The organism is Catenulispora yoronensis (genome assembly GCF_039531695.1).
Taxonomy (GTDB): domain Bacteria; phylum Actinomycetota; class Actinomycetes; order Streptomycetales; family Catenulisporaceae; genus Catenulispora; species Catenulispora yoronensis.
The window spans coordinates 18153-38625 of the sequence record NZ_BAAAQN010000016.1 but is presented as its reverse complement, the minus strand read 5'-3'; the positions used below and the strand labels follow the sequence as shown (position 1 = coordinate 38625).

Sequence of the window (20473 nt, the reverse complement as noted above, 5' to 3'; positions counted from 1 at the left end):
TCGCGCTCGAAGGCACACCACCCGCCGCCCCGACACCGGCATCACGCGCATCAGCCGCCTGCTCCCCGGCCAGGCACGCCCCGAGCAAACAGCCCAGGACCACCAAGCGGCGAACGACGTTGAACGAAAGCCTCGGCGCGCGAATCCGGCGTTGTGTCACCCCGTATCCGTACCCCCCGGCCACGTCGCGGCGCCGTCCGACACGCCAGCGGCGGAGGTATATTCGGGCGATTCTCCACCCGATCGAAGCAATGCCGGTCGAGGCTGCCCGGCTCCCCCGCCGCTGGCCGAAACGCCGGGCTGATGGAGGTCAGCAGTGGTCTTCTATGTAGAGCATGCGATGGCCAGCCTCGGCGTGGAACTCGTGTGCGAGATAGCGCCCCGTTGACCACTCGCCACCCGGGCCCATGTAGCTGTCCTTGAGCTTGCCCCAGAGAATCGAGCGCTCGTCGTCGACAGCAAGTCGAGGACGAGTGCCCCCGCTCTCTCCCAACACGACAACCGCCGCTTTGTCTTTGATAAGCCGCCGGACAACGCGTAGGTCCAGTCGCTTCGTGCGAAGTTGCCAGGCATCTCCGGCGTCGTCGATCAGCAAGACGGGCTGTTCGAGGCGGTCGGGGTTCGTGGGCAACGACTGCATGTCAGAAGTATGGGTGGTGGCTGTCGCGATCTACGCAAGAGCCCGCCAGCCACCCGGCACCGCCGCCAGCAGCTCGCGCGTGTACTCGTGCTCCGGTTGCTCGAACACGCGGTCGGTGGGGCCGGCTTCGACTATGTGGCCGGTGTGCATGACGAGGACGTGGTCGCAGAGGTCGCGGGCGGCGGGTAGGTCGTGGGTGATGAACAGGCAGGTGAGGTTGAGGTCGGTGCTGAGGCGGGAGAGGAGGGTGAGGATGCGTGATTGGACGGAGGCGTCGAGGGCTGAGACGGGTTCGTCGCAGATCAGGAGTTCGGGGTTGGGGGCCAGGGCGCGGGCTATGGCTACGCGTTGGCGTTGGCCGCCGGAGAGGTGGGCGGGGTGGCGGGTGGCGAGGTGGGGTGGGAGTTCGACCAGATCGAGGAGTTCGGTGACGCGGGCTCGGCGGTCGGCGCGGGTGGCGGTGTCGGTGCGGAAGGCTCGGAGTGGTTCCTCGATGATGCGGGAGACGGTGAAGCGCGGGTCGAGGGAGGCGAAGGGGTTCTGGTAGACGGTTTGGACGCGACGGCGGAGGGCGCGAAGGGGGGCGCCTCGCAGGGTGCTGATGTTTGTGCCGTTGATGTGGACCGAGCCGGCGGTCGGTTTCTCCAGGGCCAGGACCAGGCGGGCAGTTGTGGACTTTCCGCTTCCTGATTCGCCCACGATGGCGAGCGCCTCGCCGTGGTTCAGGGTGAAGCTGACGTTGTCGACGGCGCGCAGGGTGCGGCTGCCGCCGGTGGTTCGGGCGAGGGGGAAGTCCTTGGTCAGGCCTCGTACATCGAGCAGGGGGACGCGGGGTGTGTCCGAGTCCTGGTTCCGGTCGGCCTGGGGAGCGGTGGCCCGGGGCGCGGCAGCCCGGGTCGATCGACGCCGTCCAGGGATCGCTCCGACCAGTTGACGGGTGTAGGGATGCGTCGGATCTTCGAGCACCTGGCGGGCTTCGCCGCTCTCGACGATCACTCCGTTCGACATCACCGCCACCCGGTGCGCACGGTCCGCCGCGACACCCAGATCGTGCGTCACCAGCAGCAGCGCCAGCCCGTCGGTACGGGACAGGTCCTCCAAGTGGTCCAGGATCCGTCGCTGGACGGTGACGTCCAGGGCGCTGGTCGGCTCGTCGGCGACGATCAGGTCCGGGGAGGCCACGAGGGCCATCGCGATCAGGGCCCGCTGGCGCATGCCGCCCGACAGCTGGTGAGGATATTGGGACGCCCGGAGCGCGGGGTCGGGCATGCCTGCTCGTGTCAGTGCTCTGATGACGAGGTCCTGCGCCTGTTCACCTCGCGCGAGATCGTGGATGCGCAGCACCTCGGCGATCTGGTCGCCGATGCGGCGCACCGGGTTGAGCGAGACCGACGGATCCTGAGGAATGAGGCCGATTTCGCGGCCGCGCAGGCGGCGTAGCTCGTTCTCACGCAGGCGGAGCAAGTCGTTCCCTCGGAAGAGGATTTCGCCCTCGCCGATCCGCGCTCCAGGCGGGAGCAGCTTCATGGTCGCCAGCGCCGTAGTGCTCTTGCCAGAGCCCGATTCGCCGACGAGCGCGAGGATCTCGCCCGGCCGGACGGAGAGATCGACTCCGGCCACGGCCGTCACCGAGCCGCTCTTGGTGGGATAGGAGACTTGCAGCCCTCTGATTTCCAGTAGCGCAGTAGCCGCCTGCGACGGGTTGGCGCCGCTGCCCGGTTCGGCACCGCTGCTCAGGTCGGTGGTCACGACGCCCTTCCCCTCATTGGCATTTCGACATTCGTCGGGACGGCCAGGCCGGCAGTGGCGGGGCGAAGCAGCCCACTGATGGCCTGGTGCAGCATCAGCAGACCCCAGATCTCCTGCTCGACGCCGGCAACGGTCCGGGCACGCAAAACCGGCTCGGCGCCGTCCCCTCCGCGCGTCAGCTCGGCCAGGGTCTGGGAGAACCGCCAGCGGGAACCATGAAGCGCGATCAGCTCCTTCGCGGGCGCCTCGGCCGGATCGAGCAGGCTTGTGATCAGCCGAACCGGTACGCCGATCACCTCGGACTCCACGACCCGCACCGGAACGGCTAGCGCGCCGTCGCCTTCCGCGCAGCTCCCGGCGTCGTCGAGCACCGAGCGGTAGGAGCCGTCCGGGTAGACGGCGTGACACGGGAGTTCCGCCGTCATCGACACCCTCCATAGCAGGTGGGCGCCACGTTCGCGGGCCGCGCACCAGGAGCGGGCGCCAATCGTCTCGACGTCCGCCAGCACGAGATCACCGTCGCCGGCGTGGCCCAGGAATGGCAGCAAGGAAGGCGTACCACCACCAGCCGCTCCACCAATAACAGCGGCAATCGGCATCCTGCTCAGATGCTCGCCCAACACCGTCACCATGACGCGCGGCAGTTCGACACCAACGTCACGGCTCCCCACCGAACCAAGATGACGAAGGTTCTCCTCGGAATCCGGCACAGCGAATCCCGTCGAGTCCACCGCCAAGACGCGATAGCCGCGAAAGGCAGGCAGGATCGGGAGAGCCGCGCCGCGCGCTGCGAACAGTGCCCGCAACGGTTCCGGCCCCAGTCTGGCGCGGGCGCGGGAGAGCGCCGCAGCCGTCGGCACCGGGCAATCAGTGGGGCGTCCCAGCCCCCATATCAGCCCTTGAGACAGCAGCCGCGCGACGCGCTCGTACTTAAGCGACGGAAAAAGGCACAGCGCCAGGACAAAGTAGACCACCACCCGAGCGGGAAGCAGGCGCTTGCGCTGCTGGGTGCGCCCGGTCGCGGCGAGCACCAGATCAACGTGCCCGGCCGGAAACGCCCAGGTGATCAGGCCGATCGCGAGACGTTCGGCCATCTCGCCGCTACCGGACGGATCCTCCGACCCGCTGTCGTCCATGGCGGCCCCCTCCTTTGTTATGTATCTGCGCTATTCACTAAGTAAACAGCCTCTCCGATACCCCGGATATTCGGCGTAGCAGCGCTGTGAATGACCACTGTAGGCTCCGATCCGTGATCTCGGAAACCCCCGCCCTGGTGCGTCGTCTCGACGTCGACCTGGCCCGAAAGGCAAGCGCGCTGTAGTCGCCGCCGCGACCTCGTCAGCCTTCTGATTTCCCGTCACCGTCGCCGCCGATACCGCATTCGCGTCGCGATGCTTTTCCGTCGTTCATTCCCAGGAGCCCACTATGCGTCACGCCTTCGTGCTGCCTTTGCGCGAAAAGAATCGGAAACAATTCGGGACGAGCACGCTCGCGGTCCGCTCAGGACTGGCGCTGGTGCTCGCCCTGGGCGTCGCAGCCTGTTCCTCGAACAACTCCGGATCGGCGGCCGGATCCGCGACCGGCGCGGCGACGCCTCGTCCTGGCGGCACGCTGACGGTCGACATCGCGAGCAAGCCGCTGTGCCTCGACCCCCAGAACAACAACTCCAACGGCAACACCGCGATCAGCCGCCAGCTGGTGGACTCGCTGACCGATCAGGACCCGGCCACCGGCGAGCCTCGTCCCTGGCTCGCCACGTCCTTCCAGAGCGACGCCACGGCGACGTCCTTCACGTTCAAGCTCCGCGCCGGCGCCACCTTCAGCGACGGCGCCGCGGTGGACGCCGCCGCGGTCAAGGCCAACTTCGACACCATCGTGAAGCTCGGCGCCGTGGACGCGGTCGGCTCCAGCTACCTGACCGGGTACCAGGACACGAAGATCATCGACTCGCTCACCGCCACAGTGACGTTCACCCAACCGAACGCACAGTTCCTCCAGGCCACCTCCACCGCCGCGCTCGGCCTGCTGTCGCCCGCGTCCCTCGCAACATCGCCGCAGGACCGCTGCCAGGGCCGGGGACTCGCCGGATCAGGACCCTTCGTCCTCAAAGATGCCGGGCAGGGGCAGCAGATCAAGCTGACCGGCCGCCAGGGCTACTCCTGGGGCTCCTCGCTGTGGAAGCACCAGGGCGCCGCCTTCCTGAGCGAGATCGACTACAACGTCGTACCCGAGTCCGCCGTCCGGGCCGGCAGCCTGGCCTCGGGACAGGTGACCGGGGTGATAGGCGTCGACCCGCAGGACGAGCGGACGCTCGCGAACGCGGGAGCGGTCGAACTGACCCGCTCGGTGCCCGGCATCGTCTACAACCTGACCGCCAACACCACCCACCCGATCCTGGCCGACGACGTCGTCCGCAAGGCGATCACCAAGGGCATCGACCGCGCACAGATCGCCTCGACACTGCTGTCCCCGCACTACAAACCGGCCACCAGCATCCTGAGTTCCTCCACTCCCGACTACACCAACCTCTCCAGCGACCTCGCCTACGACCCGGCGGGCGCCGAGGCGCTGCTGGACGCCGACGGCTGGAAGCCCGGCGCCGACGGCGTCCGCGCCAAGGGCGGCACCCGCCTGACGGTCCAGCTCGTCTATCCCGGCGTCGACACCACGAGTCGCAATGTCCTGCAACTCGTCCAGCAGCAGCTGACCAAGGTCGGCATTGATGCCCAGCTCCAGGGTCTCGCGCTCAACCAGCTGGCCCCGGCCCAGAACGCCGGCCAGTACGACCTGCTCTGGTTCGGCCTCACCCGCGCGGACCCGGACATCTTGCGCACCGCGTTCGCGGTCTCGGCCAAGAACCGCGCCCGACTGCCCGCCGGCAACCCGTTGGAGACTGCTCTCGGCGACCAGGCCGCGACCTTGGACGCCGGGAAGCGCAAGGCACTGGCCGCCACGGCGCAGCAGTTGATCGTCCGTGACGCCTACGCGATCCCGGTCTACGAGCAGATCCAGTTCGACGCCTTCGCGCCGAGCGTGCACGGCGCCGCGCTGGACGCCTCCGCGCAGCCCGAGCTGTTCGACACCTGGCTGGCGCGCTGATCCCCGATGAGGACTGTCACAGGACGCTACCTTGCGGGCCGGGTACTGCACGCCGCCATAACCGTATGGGCCGCTTTCACGCTCTCCTTCACGATGCTCCACCTGCTTCCCGGCGACCCCGTCGTCATCATGCTCGGCGGGGCGGACGCGGCGGCCGACGCCACGCCCGCCCAGATCGCCGCGCTACGGTCCGAGTACGGCTTGGACAAACCGCTGGCCGCGCAATACCTGAGCCGGCTCGACGCCGCGGCACACGGAGACTTCGGGACCTCGCTCCAGACCGGGGACACGGTCGTCCACACGGTGACCGCCGCGATGCCCCAGACCCTCGCCTTGGCCGGCGCGGGGCTGGCGCTCGCCTGCGTCCTGGGGCTCGGCGTCGCAGTCGCGGCGGTGATGACGCGGTCCCGGTGGCTCGCCCGGATCCTCGGGGCCGTGCCGCCGGTCGGGGTCTGCCTGCCGCAGTTCGTCGTCGGCCTGGCACTGCTTCAGGTGGTGTCGTTCCAGTGGCACCTCCTGCCCGCCTTCGGCGCACCGCTCGGCGTCGGCCTGATCCTGCCCGCCGTGACGCTCGCGCTGCCCACAGCCTCGGTGCTCGCGCAGGTCTTCGCGCGCAGCCTCACGGAGACGCTGGACCAGCCCTACATCACGACGGCACGTGCCAAAGGCGCCGGGCGCGTCAGGATCCTGCTACGCCACGCGGCGCGCAACGCCGCCGTGCCGCTGCTGTCACTGGCCGGGCTCGTGGCGGGCAACCTGCTGGCCGGGTCGGTCGTCGTCGAGACGGTCTTCTCGCGCAACGGGTTCGGCCGGATCACCGCCGCGGCCGTCGAGGCGAAGGACATCCCGGTGGTTCAGGGTGCTGTCGTGCTCGGCGCGGTGGTGTTCTCGGTGGTCGGGCTTGTGGTGGATCTGCTCAACCCGTTGCTTGATCCGCGGTTCGCCAGGCGCGGCTCCGGCTTCGGTTCGAGTTCCGGCTCCGGTTCGAGTTCCGGCTCCGGCTCGAGTTCCAGCTCCGGCTCCGGCTCCGGCTCCGGCTCCGGAAGGAGCGGACGGCGATGGCTGGGAGCGCGCGCCGCATAACGGCCCCGGGCGCGGCCGTCGTCCAGGCCTTGCGGTCGCGCCCAGGGCTGGTGCTGCCGGTACTCACCTTGGCGACCGTCCTCGCATGGGCAGTGGCGCCGGACGCGTTCACGGCGCGGAACCCACTCACCGCCGCCCCCACCCGGGCCTTCACCCCGCCAAGCTCCGGTGCCTGGTTCGGCACCGACTATCTGGGCCGCGACATCTACTCGCGGGTCGTCCACGGCACGGCGCCGTCACTGCGCGCGCCGGTCATCGCGGTCGGGCTCGCACTGCTCTGCGGGACCGTCCTCGGCCTGGCGGCGGGCTGCCTCGGGGACCGGGTCGACGCCGTCCTCATGCGGTTGGTGGACGTCCTGCTCGCGATCCCGGGGATACTGGTCTCGCTCGCCGTCGTCACCGCGCTCGGGTTCGGGACCGCGCAGGTCGCCGTCGCCGTCGGTGTCGCGGGCATCGCCGGTTTCGCCCGCGTCACCCGGGCTCAGGTGCTCAAGGTCCGGCAGGAGCCGTACGTCGAGGCGGCGTTCGCCGCGGGTGTGCGGCGGCCTGTCGTGATCCTCACACATGTTCTGCCCAACGCGTACGGGCCGGTGCTGGCTTTGGCAGCCCTCGAACTCGGGACCGCGATCCTTTCGGTGTCGACGCTGAGCTTTCTCGGGCTGGGCGCGCAGCCGCCCGCCCCCGAGTGGGGCGCGATGGTCGCTGAGGGCCAGAACTATCTCGGCAGCCATTGGTGGCTCACGGCGCTGCCCGGACTGGCGCTCGCTGCCGTCACCCTCTCCGTCAACCGCCTGGCGAATGCCCTGCGGAGCCCTTCCCTTATGTGAGGAGTCAGCATGACGATCGATGTGCCGCAGAACCGGACGTTGGCTGTGGAGGCCCCGGCCAGGGAGGTCGAACAGCTGCGCGGTCGCATCACTGCCGACGGATCCAGCGGCTACCGGGCCGAGCCTGGGCGCTATCACGTGTATGTGGCGTGGGGATGCTCGTGGTCCAACCGGGCGGTGGTGGTGCGCGGGCTCAAGGGGCTGGAAGACGTCGTGTCAGTGTCCTACGTCGACGATTCGGCCGACGAGCGCGGCTGGACGTTCGGCGGCGTGTCCGGGCCGGACCCGGTCAACGGGTTCTCGCGGCTTCGTGACGCCTACGAGGCGACCGTCCCGGGCTGGCCGGGCCGTGCTTCGGTGCCGGCGCTGTGGGACCGCGTCACCGGGCGGCTGATCAGCAACGAGTCAGGAGCCATCAGTCTCGATCTGAGCACCCAGTTCGACACGTGGGCGAGCACGCCGGTGGACTTGTACCCGGAGCGGCTGCGGCCGGAGATGGACGCGCTCAACGCCAGCCTGCATGTGGACGTCAACGGAGCCGTGCACCACGCCGGGCATGCGGCAGACCCTGCCGAGCACGCGCGCGTCATCGATGTGCTGTTCGAACGGCTTGTGGAGCTGGAACACCGGCTGGAATCGGAGCGGTTTCTGTTCGGCGCCGACCTCGTCGAGCCCGACATCCGGCTGTGGCTCTCCCTCGTGCGGCTCGACATCGCGTATCCCAGGCTGCTGATCGAGTCCCTGCGTCGGCCGAGCGGCTTTCCGGCGCTATGGCGGTACGCGCGGGACCTCTACGCGTTGCCGGCCTTCCGGCAGGCGACCAATTTCGCCCAGATCCGGCAGAACTTCGCCGACAACTTCGAGCATCTGCATCCCGAGCGAGTCGTTCCTCCTCCGGCAAAGGCAGGCGGAGCCGCGGATTCGCATTGGGATGTCGATTAGGGCGCTACGGCAGAGAACCAGATGAGCTTGCCGAACCACTTCCTGTACCGTCTGCTCATTGATCACCCGGGAGGCTAGGAGCACTACGGAATGGCTGCTGAGGACGACCGTCGGGAGATCACGTTCGCTGCGGAGCTGCGGCGGCTTCGGCAGCGGGCTCAGCTGACGCTGGAAGCGTTGGCGGAGGCTTCGGGTGTCAGCGCTCGGACGATCGGTGGGCTGGAGCGGGGGCACAGCCTCGGGCCGCAGCGGCGGACCGTGATGGCGTTGGCCGATGGGTTGGGTCTGGGCGTCGCCGAGCGGGCCGGGCTGGAGCAGTTGGCGGAGGTCGGACGGCCGCGGCCGGTAACCGCGCCGGCGGGGTGGTGCGTGCCGCCGCGGCCGGTGCCGGATTTCACCGGGCGTGATGCGGAGCTCGATCGGATCGTGGCGTTGGCCGGCGGTTCCGGGCCTGCGGCGTCGGTGGTGGTGCTGTCCGGCCCCGGCGGCATCGGGAAGACGACGCTCGCGGTGCAGGCCGGGCGGCGGCTGGCGGAGGCCGCCGGGCTGGACTTGTTCTACATCGACCTGCGAGGGATGGACGCCGAGCCGCTGGACCTGGCCACGGCGTTGTTCCGGCTGCTGAAGGCGCTGGGCGTCGGGAACCGCGACCTGGCGGACGGTGTGGACGGCCGCTCGGGGCAGTTGCGGGCGTTGCTGGAACAGCAGCCTGCGATCGTCGTGCTGGACAACGCCCGGGACGAGGACCAGGTACGTCCGCTGTTGCCCGGTGTCGGAAGCGCTCCGGTGCTCGTCACCAGCCGGCGGCTGCTGACCGGGCTGGAGGGCGTCGCGCGGCTGCCGGTCCCGGTGCTGGCCGCCGACGCCGGAATCGCCTTGCTCAGTCACATTGTCGGCGACACCGGGGGCCCGCGCGGCGATGGCCTGGCCGACCTCGCCGGGCTGTGCGGCGGGTTGCCGCTGGCCCTGCGCATCATCGGCAACCGGCTGGCCACCCGCCCGAACTGGACCGCGCGCCAGCTCGCCGACCGGCTGGCCGACTCCGAGCGGCGCCTGGGGCAGATCAACGCCGGGGACCTCCAGATCACCGCCGCGTTCGCGATGTCCTACGACCAGCTGACGCCCGCCGCCCAGCGGCTGTGCCGCCGCATGGCGCTGGTCCCCGGCCCCGATTTCGAGGCCGGCCTGGCCTCAGTGCTCTGCGAAGCATCGGTCTTCGACACCGAGGACCTGCTGGAGGAGCTCTACGAGTTGGGCCTGCTGACCCAGAGCGGCGGCGGCCGCTACAGCTTCCACGACCTGATCCGCCTGTTCGCCGCCGACCGCCTGGCCGCCGAGGAGCCGCCCGAGGAGCAGGAGCGGCTGCTCAAGCTGATGGTCGACTGGCTGTTGACGGTGGCGGCCGCCGCCGGGCGCTGGTTCGAGCCCGCCCACGGCGCGGCCCCGGTCGGCTGGCAGGAGCCGGTGGACCTGTCGACGTCGGACGCCGCCTCGGCCTGGCTGCACACCGAGGCCGACAACTGGCTCGGCGCCTACCGCGTCGCCGTGGCCCGGGAATGGGACCGCGAGGTCGTGGCCACGGCCGACGCCTTCCACTGGTTCTCAGACCACTGGGACCATTGGGAGCACTGGCGGGAGGTGTTCGGCGGCGCGGTCGCGGCGGCCGTCCGGCTCGGCGACGTCGTCGCGCACGCGACCCAGCTGAACAACCTGGCGTGGGCCCACGGCGCCGGAGGCGAGCGCCTCAAAGCGGCGGACCTGGGCCTCAGCGCGGTCCGCATCGCCGAGCAGGCGGGCGACCTCGTCCAGCAGGGCTGGGGCTACCAGTACGCGGCGCACTCGCTGATACCCATCGACCCGGCCGAGTCGCTGCGCTACTCCGAGCAGGCGGACCGTTTGATGGAAGAGGCCGGAGACATCGAGGGCCGTCTGTCGGTCCTGGTGACCCAGTCCGCCGCCCTGCTGTTCCTGAACCGGCCGCAGGACGCCGCCGAAAAGGCCCGACAGACGCTGGAGATGGCCCGCGCCCCGCAAGAGGGCGAGGCCAAGCGGATGATCGCCGACATGGCGTCGTTGAGCGGCCACTGGACCCTGGCCCGCGTCCACGGAGGACTCGGCGACGACGCCGCCGCCGAGGACTCCTGCCGCACGACCGCCGCGTTGGCCGAGCGCCTCGGCCTGCCGCTGTATCAGGGCAAGGCCGAGGTCTCGCTGGCCCGGATCCTGCACCGGACCGGCCGGAACGCCGAGGCCGCGGCGGCACTGCGCGCGGCCCGGGCCAGGTTCGTGGAGCTGAAGGCCGCGGCCGACGTCGAAGAGGCCGATCAGCTGCTGGCACAGTGGGACGGCCCCAGCAGCTGATCCCGGTTCATCGGCAGGTGTCCCGGGCGGCCTGATCAATGAGGCCTGCGACGGTCTTGGGATGGCTGAGCATCGCGACGTGGGACGAGGTCGGCACTTCGACGATCCGTCGGGCGTTGGCGCGGCCGTACATCCAGCGCTCGCAGGCCGGCGGGATCGCCTTGTCCCGGCCTGCGACCAGCCCGTAGGTCGGGATCGTCTTCCAGGCCGCGGCGGTGGTGGGGAAGGTGAACGACGCGGCGTCGAACGGCCGCTGCGTGGCCTGCAAGACCTGGAACGCGGTCTTGGAGATGTCGGCGGCGAAGGCGGCCTGGCCGGCCTTGCTCAGGTACAGGTCGGTTCCGGTGGTGCCGTCAGCCTTCGTATACGGCACCGGAACGCTCACCGGGAGGACCTCGCTGCCGGGGAACTTGCTGATCAGGTCCCCCTGCGTTTCGCCGACGTCGGGCACGAACGCCGCGATGTAGACCAACGCTTTGACGTTCGCCTTGCCGGCGGCGGCGTTCGTGATGACCGTGCCGCCCATCGAGTGCGCGACCAGCACCACCGGTCCGCTGATGGAGTCCAGCAGACTGGCGATGTAGGGGGCGTCGGTCGGGATGCCGCGCAGGGGGTTCGACCCGCAGATCGTGGTGTAGCCCAGGCTCTGCAACTCCTGGATGCTGGCGTTCCAGCAGGAGGAATCGGCGTAGCCGCCGTGCACCAGCACGATCGTGGGCTTCGCCGCCCTGCTCCCCTCGTCCGCCCGGCCCGGGGCCGGCGCCGCGGCGGCGGTGCCCTCCACGCCGGCGATCAACGCCGCCGACCCGGCGACTGCCGCTCCGGCGGCCAGCAGCCGACGGCGCGAGACATCTGTGTTCATGGGGCTCCTCATATTTGGATTCGGGGTGGGCGGTCAGGCTTGGGCGGCCTGCTTGATGATTCCGGCGGTGGCGGCGACCTGGGACACGTAAACCGAGTGGCTGCCGGAGACCTCGACGACGGTGGCGCCGATCCGCTCGGCCATCGCGCGCTGAGCCGGCGGCGGGATCATGTGGTCGTCCTGGGCCACCAGGTACCACGACGGCTTGCTGCGCCACGCCGGGACGGACACCGCGCCGGCGAGCGCGTCCACGCCCCAAGGGACCTGGGAGTCGGCCATGAACGCGGCCTGCGTCAACGGCAGATCGCCGGCGAAGGACTCCGCGAACTTGTCCCGGTCCAGGAACAGGAACCCGGCGACCGGCGGCAGGATCGGCGGCACCGGGGCGCCCGGCGGCGGATCGGCGATCAAGGTGTTGACCGACTCGCCCTTGTCCGGGGCGAACGCGGCGATGTATACCAGGGCCGTGACCTTGTCGTGGGTGCCGGCCTCGCTGATCACCACGCCGCCGTAGGAGTGGCCGACGAGGGTCACCGGGCCCGACATCGCGTCGATCACCCGGTGCGTGACGACCACGTCGTCGTCGAGGGAGACCGTGGGGTGCTGCACGACGGCCACGTTGTAGCCGTCGGCCGTCAGGGCGTCGTAGACCCCCTGCCAGCCCGAGCCGTCCACGAAACCGCCGTGGACGAGTACGACGTTCCCGCGCTGCGCGCTGTCGTTCATCGAACCTCCAGATTCTCGCGGGCACTGCGATGTGCCCTTGCGAAGAACCGTAGGAAGATCGCCGACCGGGCCGCTCCCGTCATGTGACGTAGTTCGCCGGCCCGGGTCGGTCTACTTTTTCACTCCGTTTTTCCTGGAGACCGCCGGGCGTCGGGGGTTTCACTGGGGACGTGACGACGGAGGCCGATTCCAAGGACACCCTGCTGACGCACCGCCTGCGAGCGGTCTTCGCCTCCCGGATCACGGCCCTTCCGGCAGCCACCCGGTACCTGCTGCTGGTGGCGGCGCTGGACGGCAGCGACAATATTCGAACCCTGCGTCGCGCGGTGGCCGGACGGTGCAGCCTGAAGCATCTGGCCCCCGCCGAGCGGGCCCAGCTCGTCCGCGTGGATGAGCGGACCGGAACGCTGAGCTTCCGGCATTCGCTCATCCGCTCGGCTGTCGTGGAACTGTCGACCAGCGACCAGCGACGTGGCGTGCATCTGGCGTTGGCGCGAGCCTGGGGCGCCGTCCCGGAGCGGCGGGCCTGGCACCTGGCACAGGCCGCGATCGATCCGGATGAACAGGTCGCCGCCCTGCTCGAAGACAGTGCCGACGTCAGTGCCCGGCGCGGTGACGGCCCGAACGCGGTGGCCGCGCTGCTGCGAGCCGCCGATCTGAGTCCGTCAGGGGACGAACAAGCCCGGCGGCTGGCCAAGGCCGCCTACCTCGGCGCGAACCTCACCGGCGAGGTCCGCGACATACCTCGCTTGCTGCGGGACGCCCGGCAGGCCGCGCCCGACGCCGAGTCCTTACCCGCCGCGATGGCCACCGCGGTCTATCTGCTCGACAGCTACGGCGATATCGATGCCGCTCATCGCCTGATCTCCGGCACGATCGCGCTCCAGCCCGAGCCCTACGACCTGACCGATCCGTTGATGGCGGAAGCCTTGTCCACACTGCTGATCGTCTGCGTCCACGGCGGGAAGGCCGAACTGTGGAGCCAGTTCGACGATGTCGTCGCGAAGTGCAGGTCCGTCCCCGACACACTGCGGTTGCTGCGCGCGACGTTCGCCGATCCGGCGCGCGCCCGCGCGGCCGACTGGGATCGGCTCGACGCCGCCATCGCGGCCCTGCCGGGGGTCTCGGATCCGGTCCGGATCGTGCGGATCGCCACGGCCGGCGCCTATGCCGACCGTCTCGGCGCTATGGAAGAACCGTTGCTCCGCACCGCCCGCGGCGGATACACAGGAGCGAACAACTTCCCCGCCATCCAGGCCTCGTTCCTATGGGGCAGCCATGCGTTCCACACCGGCCAATGGAGGGAACTCCGCCAGGTCGTCGGCAACGGACTCGCGTTGTGCGACGAGCTGGACTATTCGCTGCGTTCCTGGACCGGGAGGTGGGTCCTGGCGTGTCTGTCAGCAGTCTGCGGCGACTTCACAGCCGCCACCGGATGCGCGGATGAGATGGACCAGTGGGCCGGACCGCACCGCGGCCACGCCGTCCGCTGCTACGCCGCTCATGCCAGGACCCTGATCGCCCTGTCCCGAGGCGATTTCGAGGAGGCCCATCGGTATGCGTGCGTCATCACGCCGACCGGGAGCTTCGCGCCCTTTGCCGGGCATGCTTTGTGGTCGGTGCTCGATCAGGTGGAAGCCGCGGTGCGGACCGGCCGGCGCGACAGTGCATTCGAGCACGTCCAGGCGGCGAGGCGGCTCGGTCTGGCTGATGTGTCACCTCGGCTGCGTATGGTCCTGCTCGCCTCGGCGGCTCTCGCGGCGGAGGACTATGACGAAGCGGTCAGAGGATTCAGCGAAGCCCTGTCCGTCGACGACGGTGAGCAGTGGCCGTTCGATCAGGCCCGCATCCGGCTGTACTACGGCGAGCGGCTGCGACGGAACCGGGCCGCCGCCCGGGCTCGGGAGCAGTTGGCTGCCGCCTCGGAGCTTTTCACCCGGTTGGGAGCCGCCCCGTGGGCTGCGCGCGCTGACAAGGAGCTTCGTGCCTGCGGCACCCTCATGCGCTCGACCGCCAGGGTCGACGGATCGATGTTGACGCCGCAACAACGGGAGATCGCGAGCCTCGCAGCCGCAGGACTGACCAATAAGCAGATCGGTGAGAGGCTGTTCCTGTCGCCTCGGACCGTGTCCACTCATCTGTATCAGGCCTTTCCGAAGCTCGGGGTCGCGTCTCGCGCGGCGCTGCGAGACGCGCTGGCTCGGCTGGAACGGACGTCGTCGCCTTGACCGACTGTTCAGTGTCCCTTTTCGCGAGTATCAGTGTTCGAGGATGAGTCGGGCAATGGCGAGGTCTTCCAAGCCCATGCCGATGGACCGGAAGAAGACGGGGCGGGTTCCGGAGGGCGGCGGGCAGGCGCCGGTGAGCAGTTCGGGCAGATCGCCGCGCAGCTGCTCGGCCGTCCAGTCGCCCCGCTCGGCGGCGATGACCATCTCGCCCGCGGAGCGCACGACGGTGGGCCGGTAGTCCCCGTAGACGTCGAGCGCGGGCAGTGCCGCCGGGTCGATCTCGTGGGCTCGCGCCACGTTGGTGCTGATCGAGGTGATCACGGTGCCGGGCGGCAGGCTCGCGGCGTCGATCAAGGCTTCGCCCGCGCTGGTGCACAGCAGCACGACGTCCGCGCCGGACACGGCCTGTGCGGCGCTCGCGGCGACCTTCACCCCCTCGGGGGCGTCGGCTTGCGTCAGGCTCCGCGAGAACATGCGCACGTCGGTGAATTCGCGCACTGCTCGGGCATAGCGCAGGTGGGCCCGGGCCTGGGCGCCTGATCCGATGATCGCGAGCGTCGCGGCGTCCGGGCGGGCGAGCAGATCGACGGCCAGCGCCGATGTGGCGGAGGTGCGCTCGACGGTGAGCCCGGCCGCGTCGACCAGCAGTTCGGGCCGGCCGGTGGCGGTGTCGAGGAGGATGGTCCACGCGGTGACCACCGCGGAGCCGTCGGTCTGGGGCAGGTACGGCGAGACCTTGACGCTGTATGTGGCGCCGAGCTGACCCTGATAGAGGATGACGTCTCCCCCGCCCGGGAGGAGGGTGACGGTCTGCGGCGGCTGAGCGGCGTTTCCGCGCCCCAGTTCGGTGAACGCGCTGCGCAGAGCGTCGAGAACGGCAATGGCGTCAAGGGCCGGGACCTGTTCGACCACGGATATACTGGTGCTCGTCATGTAAATTATAGTGCACATAGGGAGGGTGCTGATGTCAACGCCGTCGATACCGTCGATACCGTCGATACCGTCGACGCCGACCGGGAGCGAACCCGCGGAGGCTGCGGAGAGCCCGGAGGCCGCGGAGGACCCGGCAGGCACCCCGGCTGGACCGTTCATCGAGCGCCTGGGCCGCGAAGTGCGACGGCGCCGCAGGCTCGCCGGTCTGACCATGCAGGGTCTGGCGGACGCCGCAGGCCTGAGCCGGCGCGGGTTGAGCCAGATCGAGCAGGGCGACGGCAATCCGAGCCTGGTCACGGTGGACAAGATCGCCAGGGCGCTGGGGACCGACTTCGCCGGCCTCGTGACCCAGTGCGGACAGGATCCGCTGCACGTCTCCGAGCCGGTCGAGGTGTGGCGCGGCCCGCGCGACAGCCGTGCCGTGCTGCAAGTTCCCAGTGGCCGCGCGGGCGGGCCCGAGCTGTGGGAGTGGACGCTCGGGCCGGGCCAGCGCTACCAGGGCGAGCCGGATCCGGCGGGGTCGGAGGAGCTGATCCTGGTCTTGGACGGCTCGTTGAGCGTGGAGGTGGAGGGGCGCGCCACACGGCTCGAAGCCGGCGCGGCCGCACGCTTGCTGAGCGATCGCGAGTATGCGTTCGCGGCGGGTGATGCGGACGTTCCGACGCGGTTCATCCGCGTTGTGGATCTCCGGGAGCCGGCGTAGTCGTCGAGTTTTTGTGCATTCCAGTGCACATTTCATGGGCATCGGAGTGCACTTGGCGAGGTCGGTCAGGCCGGTGGCGGGCGGGGTAGCGGGCCAGGAGCCGGGCGGGTGGCTGGCGGGGTGCCAGGCCGCTGTCATTCCGGTGTCAGCGGTCCGGTCACGATGGCTTCCAACCGGATGCGGATAGCTGTCCGGGCGCGGTCGTAGGCGACCGGGTCGTCGTGCATGATCGAGGTCGCGTTGGCCGCGTCAAGGAACGCGTTGAGCTCGAACGCGAGCTGTCCGGCGTCGGTGTCCTCGGCCAGTTCGCCGAGCTGGCGCGCGTCCTCCACCGTCCGTTCGACGAACCGCTTCCAGTCCCGGCCGGCGGCGGCCAACGCATCGCGGACCGGTCCGACCTGCGCGTCGAACTCCGCACTCGCGGCGAAGAAGAAGCAGCCGCCGGGGAAGACCCGCTGGCGGGAGTAGTCGAGCCAGCTGTCGCAGAGCTGCCATACCCGGCGTAGGCCGGGAGGGACGGCCAAGGCGGGTTCGATCACGTGCCTGCGGTAGATGACCGCGGCCGCCTGCACCGCTGCCAGCTGGAGTTCCTCCTTGGAGCCGAAGCGGGTGAACACACCGCTCTTGCTGATCTCCAACTCCTTGGCGAGCCGGCCGATCGAGAGCCCCTCCAGGCCCTCCACCGAGGCGATGTCGACCGCTCGGCGCAGGATCCGGCGCCGGGTCTCGTCGCCCCGGGCCACGCGTCCGTCGGTGCGCCCCTCGGTTCGTGCGTCGATCTCCGTCTCCTCGCCCGTCAACACCGTGAACGATCGGTCTGCCCAACGTCCCGGCAGCCTTGCGTACCGGCCAGCGTACATGCAAAAGTATATGCACGATCGTTCGTACATAAATATTGAGGGGGACTCGATGGAGCTGCGCGAGCTGGACCTGAGAGACCTGGACCGCCGGGCTCTGGCGGCGACCGGCGAGATCGTCGGGAAGGTCGGCGCCCACCAGCTGGGCCTGCCGACGCCGTGTACCGAGTGGACGCTGGGTGAGCTGCTGCGCCACCTGGTCAGCGAGAACCAGGGTTTCGCCGTCAACGCGCGCGGCGTCCCCGACAGGTCGGTCTGGGACGGCGGCCGGCTCGGCGAGGACCCCCACGCCGCCTACCTGGAGTCCGCCGAGCTGGTCACGGCGGCGTTCGCGGACGACGACGTGTTCGGCCGCGACGTCGAGGTACGGGAGTTCGGCGTCTTCAGCGCCGAGATCGCCCTGAGCCTGCACTTCGTCGACTTCCTGGTGCACGGCTGGGACGTGGCGAAGGCGATCGGCGCCCCGATCGAGTTCGAGGAGGAACTGGCCGTCACGGCGCTGGCGATCGCCCACCGCTGGCCCGACGACCGCCCGAACGCCGCGTTCGACATCGAGGTCGAAGTCACTGCGGCCGCCTCCCCCACCCAGCAGCTGGTCGCCTTCCTCGGCCGACCGCCGTCCTGGCCCACGGTCTGAAGCTTGAACATCGCCGTCTCCATGACCGGTTCGACTCTGAACCTCATCTCGCGCATCGCTCCTCCCCTTGCCGGGAGACTGGCGTTCGCCTTGTTCTGCCACCCCATTCGGCGTGGCCGAGTGCGCGCCGCAGAGCGCGGCGTCCACACGCAGGCCGCGGTCGGGACCATGCAGGTCTGCGGCAAAGACGTGGTCACCTACCGATGGGGCGACGGCGCCGATCCTGTACTGCTGGTCCACGGTTGGCAGTCACGCGGCTCCCGCTACGCAGAACTCGTGCCGCGACTACAAGCGCTGGGCTACACACCGATCACCTTCGACGCTCCGGGCCACGGCGCCTCGCGCGGGACAAGCACCACGATCCTCGAATACCGGGAGATCATCCGCCAACTCCAGGACCAGTACGGCGTGTTCCGAGCCATCATCGCCAACTCCTTCGGAGTGACCTGCGCCTTCTACGCCCTGAACACGGGCACCGAGGCGGAGAAGCTGGTGGCGGTCAGCGGCGTCTGCGACTTCGGCTACCTGCCGGACAAGTTCTCCGAGGAACTCGGACTACGCACCCAGACCCGACACGACCTGCGCCGCCGCATCGAGCAAGAGCTGTTCCCCGGTCAAACGGGGGTCTGGGACCAGTTCTCCGCCAACCACACCCCCACAACCATCAGCATCCCGATCCTGGTGATCCACGACGAGGACGACGAGATGGTCGAGCTGGAGCAGGCGCACCGGATCGTGAACGCCCACGCGCCCAGGGCACGGCTGGTGGTGACCAGCCGGCTCGGCCATCGCGGAATCCTGGCAAGGCCGCAGGTCGTCGGGAGCGCATTGGATTTCATCGCTGAACATGCGGAGGTCGGGCCGGTCCAGGTACTGGGCTGAACTGGGCTGAACTGAACTGAGAGGAATTCTCATGGTGAATAGCACTTGATAGGCCTTGCCGAAGGACTCGGCGACGGCGGTGAGTCCGAGGCGGGTTCTCAGCACACCAGGCCGGGAACGGATGCCATCCGTTCCCGGCCTCTGGTTTGCAGCAGTCGGCGAGTAGCTCTGCGTACGTAGCGGTGCCAGGTCAGCTGTTGTCCTCAGCGGCCTGCTCGATCAGCTTCGCGACCGCGTCCGGGTGGCTGATCATGACCACGTGGGAGGCGCCGGGGACTTCGACGATCTTCTTGGCGTTCGCGCGGTGGTATTCCCAGCGTTCGAGGGCTGGGGGGATGGCGTTGTCCTTGCCGGCCACCACGCCGTAGACCGGGAGGGTGTGCCAGGCCGCGGAGGTGGTGGGGTCGGTGAAGGAGGTGGCGGCGAAGGGGCGTTGTTCGGCGGCGATCAGGGCTTGGTCTTGCTTGGGCAGGTCGCCGGCGAAGGCTTCTGCCACCTTGGCGGGTTGCAGGTACAGGTCGGTGCCGGTGGTGCCGTCGGGGTTGGTGAAGGGGACCGGGTTCAGGTCGGCGCCGATCAGGCTGCCGGGGAACTTGGTGATCAGGGTGCCGAGTTGTTCGCCGGTGTCGGGGACGAAGGCGGCCACGTAGACCAGGGCTTTGACGTTGGGGTTGTCCTGGACGGCGTTGGTGATGACCGCGCCGCCGTAGGAGTGGCCGACGAGGATGATCGGGCCCTTGATCGAGGTCAGGACGCTGTGGATGTAGGTGGAGTCGGTCGGTATGCCGCGCAGTGGGTTGGCCGGTGCGATGACCGGGTAGCCCTGCTTTTCGAGCAGCTTGATCACGCCGTTCCAGTTGGAGGCGTCGGCGAACCCGCCGTGGATCAGGACCACGGTGGGCTTGGGCCCGTGGTGGTTGGCCGCGGCGGCGGTGATCTGGGCGGCGGTGATCCGGGCAGTGGTAGCGGTCGGTGTTGTGGACGCTGCGGCTGAGGGGGCGAAGGTGGCGAAGGCGGCCAGGCCGAGGGCGGCTGCGGCGGCGGTCGAGGCGGCGGCGTAGGTCCGGCGCTTGGTGGGGGTGCTCATGGTGGCGCTCCTTGGGGAAGTCGGAATTCGGCGGCGGGTCGGGTCAGCGGCGGGTCGGGTCGGGTCAGCGGCGGGTCGGGTCGAGTCAGTGGCGGGTCGAGTCAGCCCCGGGCCGCCTGCTTGATGAGGTCGGCCGTGGCGGCGGGCTGGGAGACGTAGACGGAGTGGCTGGCGCCGGGGGCCTCGACGGTGGTCGCGCCGATGCGCTCGGCCATGGCGCGCTGGGCCGGCGGCGGGATCATCCGGTCGTCGGCGGCGACCAGGTACCAGGCGGGCTTGCCGCGCCAAGCGGGCTCGGTCACGGCGCCGTTCAGCGCCTCCAGGCCCCAGGGCACCTGGGAGTCGGCCATGAAGCGGGCCTGGGCCGGGGGCAGGTCGGCGGCGAAGGAGTCGGCGAACTGGGCGGGGTCCAGGGTCAGGAAGCCGTCGACCGGGGGCAGGATCGGCGGGACCGGGGCACCCGGGGCCGGGTTCGCGATCAGGGTGGCCACCGACTCGTCCTTGTCCGGGGCGAAGGCGGCGATGTAGGCCAGCGCGGCGACCTTCTCGTGGGTGCCGGCCTCGGTGATCACCGCGCCGCCGTAGGAGTGGCCGACCAGGACCACCGGGCCGGGCATGGCCTCGATCGCCTGGAGGGTGGCGGCCACGTCGCCGGCCAGGGAGAAGGTCGGGTTCTGCACGACGGCGACGGTGAAGCCGTCGGCGGTCAGCGCGTCGTACACGCCCTGCCAGCCCGAGCCGTCCACGAAGCCGCCGTGGACCAGGACCACGTTCGAGAGCTGCGGGTTGGTGTTGGTGTCGGCGCTGGCGTTGGCGTTGGCGTTGGTGTCGGCGTTGGTGTTCATGACTTCCTCCGG

18 protein-coding genes are annotated in these 20473 nt (G+C 69.7%); 9 read left to right on the top strand and 9 right to left on the bottom strand.

Annotated elements, in window-relative coordinates:
* Positions 1-310: 310 nt before the first annotated feature.
* The 3 genes from ABD481_RS15730 to ABD481_RS15720 are packed head-to-tail and all read right to left on the bottom strand — an operon-like array spanning position 311 to position 3525.
* Positions 311-640, bottom strand: a complete 330-nt coding sequence (locus tag ABD481_RS15730; protein WP_344666396.1) for a hypothetical protein — start codon at positions 638-640, stop codon at positions 311-313.
* A gap of 30 nt (positions 641-670) precedes the next feature.
* Positions 671-2389, bottom strand: coding sequence for a dipeptide ABC transporter ATP-binding protein (locus ABD481_RS15725; protein ID WP_344666395.1), 1719 nt, complete (start codon positions 2387-2389; stop codon positions 671-673).
* Positions 2386-3525, bottom strand: coding sequence for a transposase domain-containing protein (locus ABD481_RS15720; RefSeq protein ID WP_344666394.1), 1140 nt, complete (start codon positions 3523-3525; stop codon positions 2386-2388). The genes ABD481_RS15725 and ABD481_RS15720 overlap by 4 nt, the downstream gene beginning before the upstream one ends.
* Positions 3526-3814: 289 nt before the next feature.
* Between ABD481_RS15720 and ABD481_RS15715 the strand changes: the two genes are divergently transcribed.
* From ABD481_RS15715 to ABD481_RS15695, 5 genes are all read left to right on the top strand, one after another.
* The gene (locus ABD481_RS15715) at positions 3815-5488 is read left to right on the top strand and encodes an ABC transporter substrate-binding protein (protein ID WP_344666393.1); all 1674 of its coding nucleotides are present in this window, start codon (positions 3815-3817) and stop codon (positions 5486-5488) included.
* A gap of 6 nt (positions 5489-5494) precedes the next feature.
* Positions 5495-6571 carry an ABC transporter permease gene (locus ABD481_RS15710; RefSeq protein ID WP_344666392.1) on the top strand — a complete coding sequence of 359 codons (1077 nt, stop codon included), beginning with the start codon at positions 5495-5497 and terminating at the stop codon, positions 6569-6571.
* A complete protein-coding gene (locus ABD481_RS15705) occupies positions 6547-7398 on the top strand; it encodes an ABC transporter permease (protein ID WP_344666391.1) in 852 nt (283 codons plus the stop codon). Before ABD481_RS15710 ends, ABD481_RS15705 begins: the two co-directional genes overlap by 25 nt.
* A gap of 9 nt (positions 7399-7407) precedes the next feature.
* Positions 7408-8340, top strand: a complete 933-nt coding sequence (locus ABD481_RS15700) for a glutathione S-transferase C-terminal domain-containing protein (RefSeq protein ID WP_344666390.1) — start codon at positions 7408-7410, stop codon at positions 8338-8340.
* Positions 8341-8430: 90 nt separating this feature from the next.
* The gene (locus ABD481_RS15695) at positions 8431-10701 is read left to right on the top strand and encodes a helix-turn-helix domain-containing protein (protein ID WP_344666389.1); all 2271 of its coding nucleotides are present in this window, start codon (positions 8431-8433) and stop codon (positions 10699-10701) included.
* A 7-nt stretch (positions 10702-10708) separates the two neighbouring features.
* On the opposite strand, the gene ABD481_RS15690 is transcribed toward ABD481_RS15695, so the two are convergent.
* On the bottom strand, positions 10709-11563 hold the full coding sequence (locus ABD481_RS15690; RefSeq protein ID WP_344666388.1) for an alpha/beta fold hydrolase: 855 nt from the start codon (positions 11561-11563) through the stop codon (positions 10709-10711).
* Between the two features lie 33 nt (positions 11564-11596).
* A complete protein-coding gene (locus ABD481_RS15685) occupies positions 11597-12289 on the bottom strand; it encodes an alpha/beta fold hydrolase (RefSeq protein ID WP_344666387.1) in 693 nt (230 codons plus the stop codon).
* 170 nt (positions 12290-12459) lie between these two features.
* On the opposite strand from ABD481_RS15685, the gene ABD481_RS15680 reads away from it, so the two are divergent.
* Positions 12460-14517 carry a helix-turn-helix transcriptional regulator gene (locus ABD481_RS15680; protein ID WP_344666386.1) on the top strand — a complete coding sequence of 686 codons (2058 nt, stop codon included), beginning with the start codon at positions 12460-12462 and terminating at the stop codon, positions 14515-14517.
* A gap of 30 nt (positions 14518-14547) precedes the next feature.
* On the opposite strand, the gene ABD481_RS15675 is transcribed toward ABD481_RS15680, so the two are convergent.
* A complete protein-coding gene (locus tag ABD481_RS15675; protein WP_344666385.1) occupies positions 14548-15450 on the bottom strand; it encodes an ornithine cyclodeaminase family protein in 903 nt (300 codons plus the stop codon).
* Positions 15451-15481: 31 nt separating this feature from the next.
* On the opposite strand from ABD481_RS15675, the gene ABD481_RS15670 reads away from it, so the two are divergent.
* Positions 15482-16153, top strand: a complete 672-nt coding sequence (locus tag ABD481_RS15670; protein WP_344666384.1) for a helix-turn-helix domain-containing protein — start codon at positions 15482-15484, stop codon at positions 16151-16153.
* A gap of 134 nt (positions 16154-16287) precedes the next feature.
* On the opposite strand, the gene ABD481_RS15665 is transcribed toward ABD481_RS15670, so the two are convergent.
* Complete coding sequence (locus ABD481_RS15665) at positions 16288-16953, bottom strand: TetR/AcrR family transcriptional regulator (protein ID WP_344666383.1); 666 nt, start codon at positions 16951-16953, stop codon at positions 16288-16290.
* A gap of 70 nt (positions 16954-17023) precedes the next feature.
* On the opposite strand from ABD481_RS15665, the gene ABD481_RS15660 reads away from it, so the two are divergent.
* Both ABD481_RS15660 and ABD481_RS15655 read left to right on the top strand, forming a co-directional pair.
* Positions 17024-17647 (top strand): TIGR03086 family metal-binding protein, encoded by a 624-nt coding sequence (locus tag ABD481_RS15660; RefSeq protein WP_344666382.1) that lies wholly within the window; start codon positions 17024-17026, stop codon positions 17645-17647.
* A 120-nt stretch (positions 17648-17767) separates the two neighbouring features.
* Complete coding sequence (locus ABD481_RS15655) at positions 17768-18529, top strand: alpha/beta fold hydrolase (protein ID WP_344666381.1); 762 nt, start codon at positions 17768-17770, stop codon at positions 18527-18529.
* Between the two features lie 190 nt (positions 18530-18719).
* Here the strand turns inward: ABD481_RS15655 and ABD481_RS15650 are convergent, their stop codons facing one another.
* On the bottom strand, positions 18720-19616 hold the full coding sequence (locus ABD481_RS15650; RefSeq protein WP_344666380.1) for an alpha/beta fold hydrolase: 897 nt from the start codon (positions 19614-19616) through the stop codon (positions 18720-18722).
* Between the two features lie 101 nt (positions 19617-19717).
* Positions 19718-20461, bottom strand: coding sequence for an alpha/beta fold hydrolase (locus ABD481_RS15645; RefSeq protein ID WP_344666379.1), 744 nt, complete (start codon positions 20459-20461; stop codon positions 19718-19720).
* Between the last annotated feature and the right edge of the window lie 12 nt (positions 20462-20473).

What these genes read in the sequence shown, in the direction of transcription:
- ABD481_RS15730 (WP_344666396.1), bottom strand. Translation starts at nt 640, where the DNA reads ATGCAGTCGTTGCCCACGAACCCCGACCGCCTCGAACAGCCCGTCTTG.
- ABD481_RS15720 (WP_344666394.1), bottom strand. Translation starts at nt 3,525, where the DNA reads ATGGACGACAGCGGGTCGGAGGATCCGTCCGGTAGCGGCGAGATGGCC.
- ABD481_RS15715 (WP_344666393.1), top strand. Translation starts at nt 3,815, where the DNA reads ATGCGTCACGCCTTCGTGCTGCCTTTGCGCGAAAAGAATCGGAAACAA.
- ABD481_RS15710 (WP_344666392.1), top strand. Translation starts at nt 5,495, where the DNA reads ATGAGGACTGTCACAGGACGCTACCTTGCGGGCCGGGTACTGCACGCC.
- ABD481_RS15705 (WP_344666391.1), top strand. Translation starts at nt 6,547, where the DNA reads ATGGCTGGGAGCGCGCGCCGCATAACGGCCCCGGGCGCGGCCGTCGTC.
- ABD481_RS15700 (WP_344666390.1), top strand. Translation starts at nt 7,408, where the DNA reads ATGACGATCGATGTGCCGCAGAACCGGACGTTGGCTGTGGAGGCCCCG.
- ABD481_RS15695 (WP_344666389.1), top strand. Translation starts at nt 8,431, where the DNA reads ATGGCTGCTGAGGACGACCGTCGGGAGATCACGTTCGCTGCGGAGCTG.
- ABD481_RS15690 (WP_344666388.1), bottom strand. Translation starts at nt 11,563, where the DNA reads ATGAACACAGATGTCTCGCGCCGTCGGCTGCTGGCCGCCGGAGCGGCA.
- ABD481_RS15685 (WP_344666387.1), bottom strand. Translation starts at nt 12,289, where the DNA reads ATGAACGACAGCGCGCAGCGCGGGAACGTCGTACTCGTCCACGGCGGT.
- ABD481_RS15675 (WP_344666385.1), bottom strand. Translation starts at nt 15,450, where the DNA reads ATGACGAGCACCAGTATATCCGTGGTCGAACAGGTCCCGGCCCTTGAC.
- ABD481_RS15670 (WP_344666384.1), top strand. Translation starts at nt 15,482, where the DNA reads ATGTCAACGCCGTCGATACCGTCGATACCGTCGATACCGTCGACGCCG.
- ABD481_RS15660 (WP_344666382.1), top strand. Translation starts at nt 17,024, where the DNA reads ATGCACGATCGTTCGTACATAAATATTGAGGGGGACTCGATGGAGCTG.
- ABD481_RS15650 (WP_344666380.1), bottom strand. Translation starts at nt 19,616, where the DNA reads ATGAGCACCCCCACCAAGCGCCGGACCTACGCCGCCGCCTCGACCGCC.
- ABD481_RS15645 (WP_344666379.1), bottom strand. Translation starts at nt 20,461, where the DNA reads ATGAACACCAACGCCGACACCAACGCCAACGCCAACGCCAGCGCCGAC.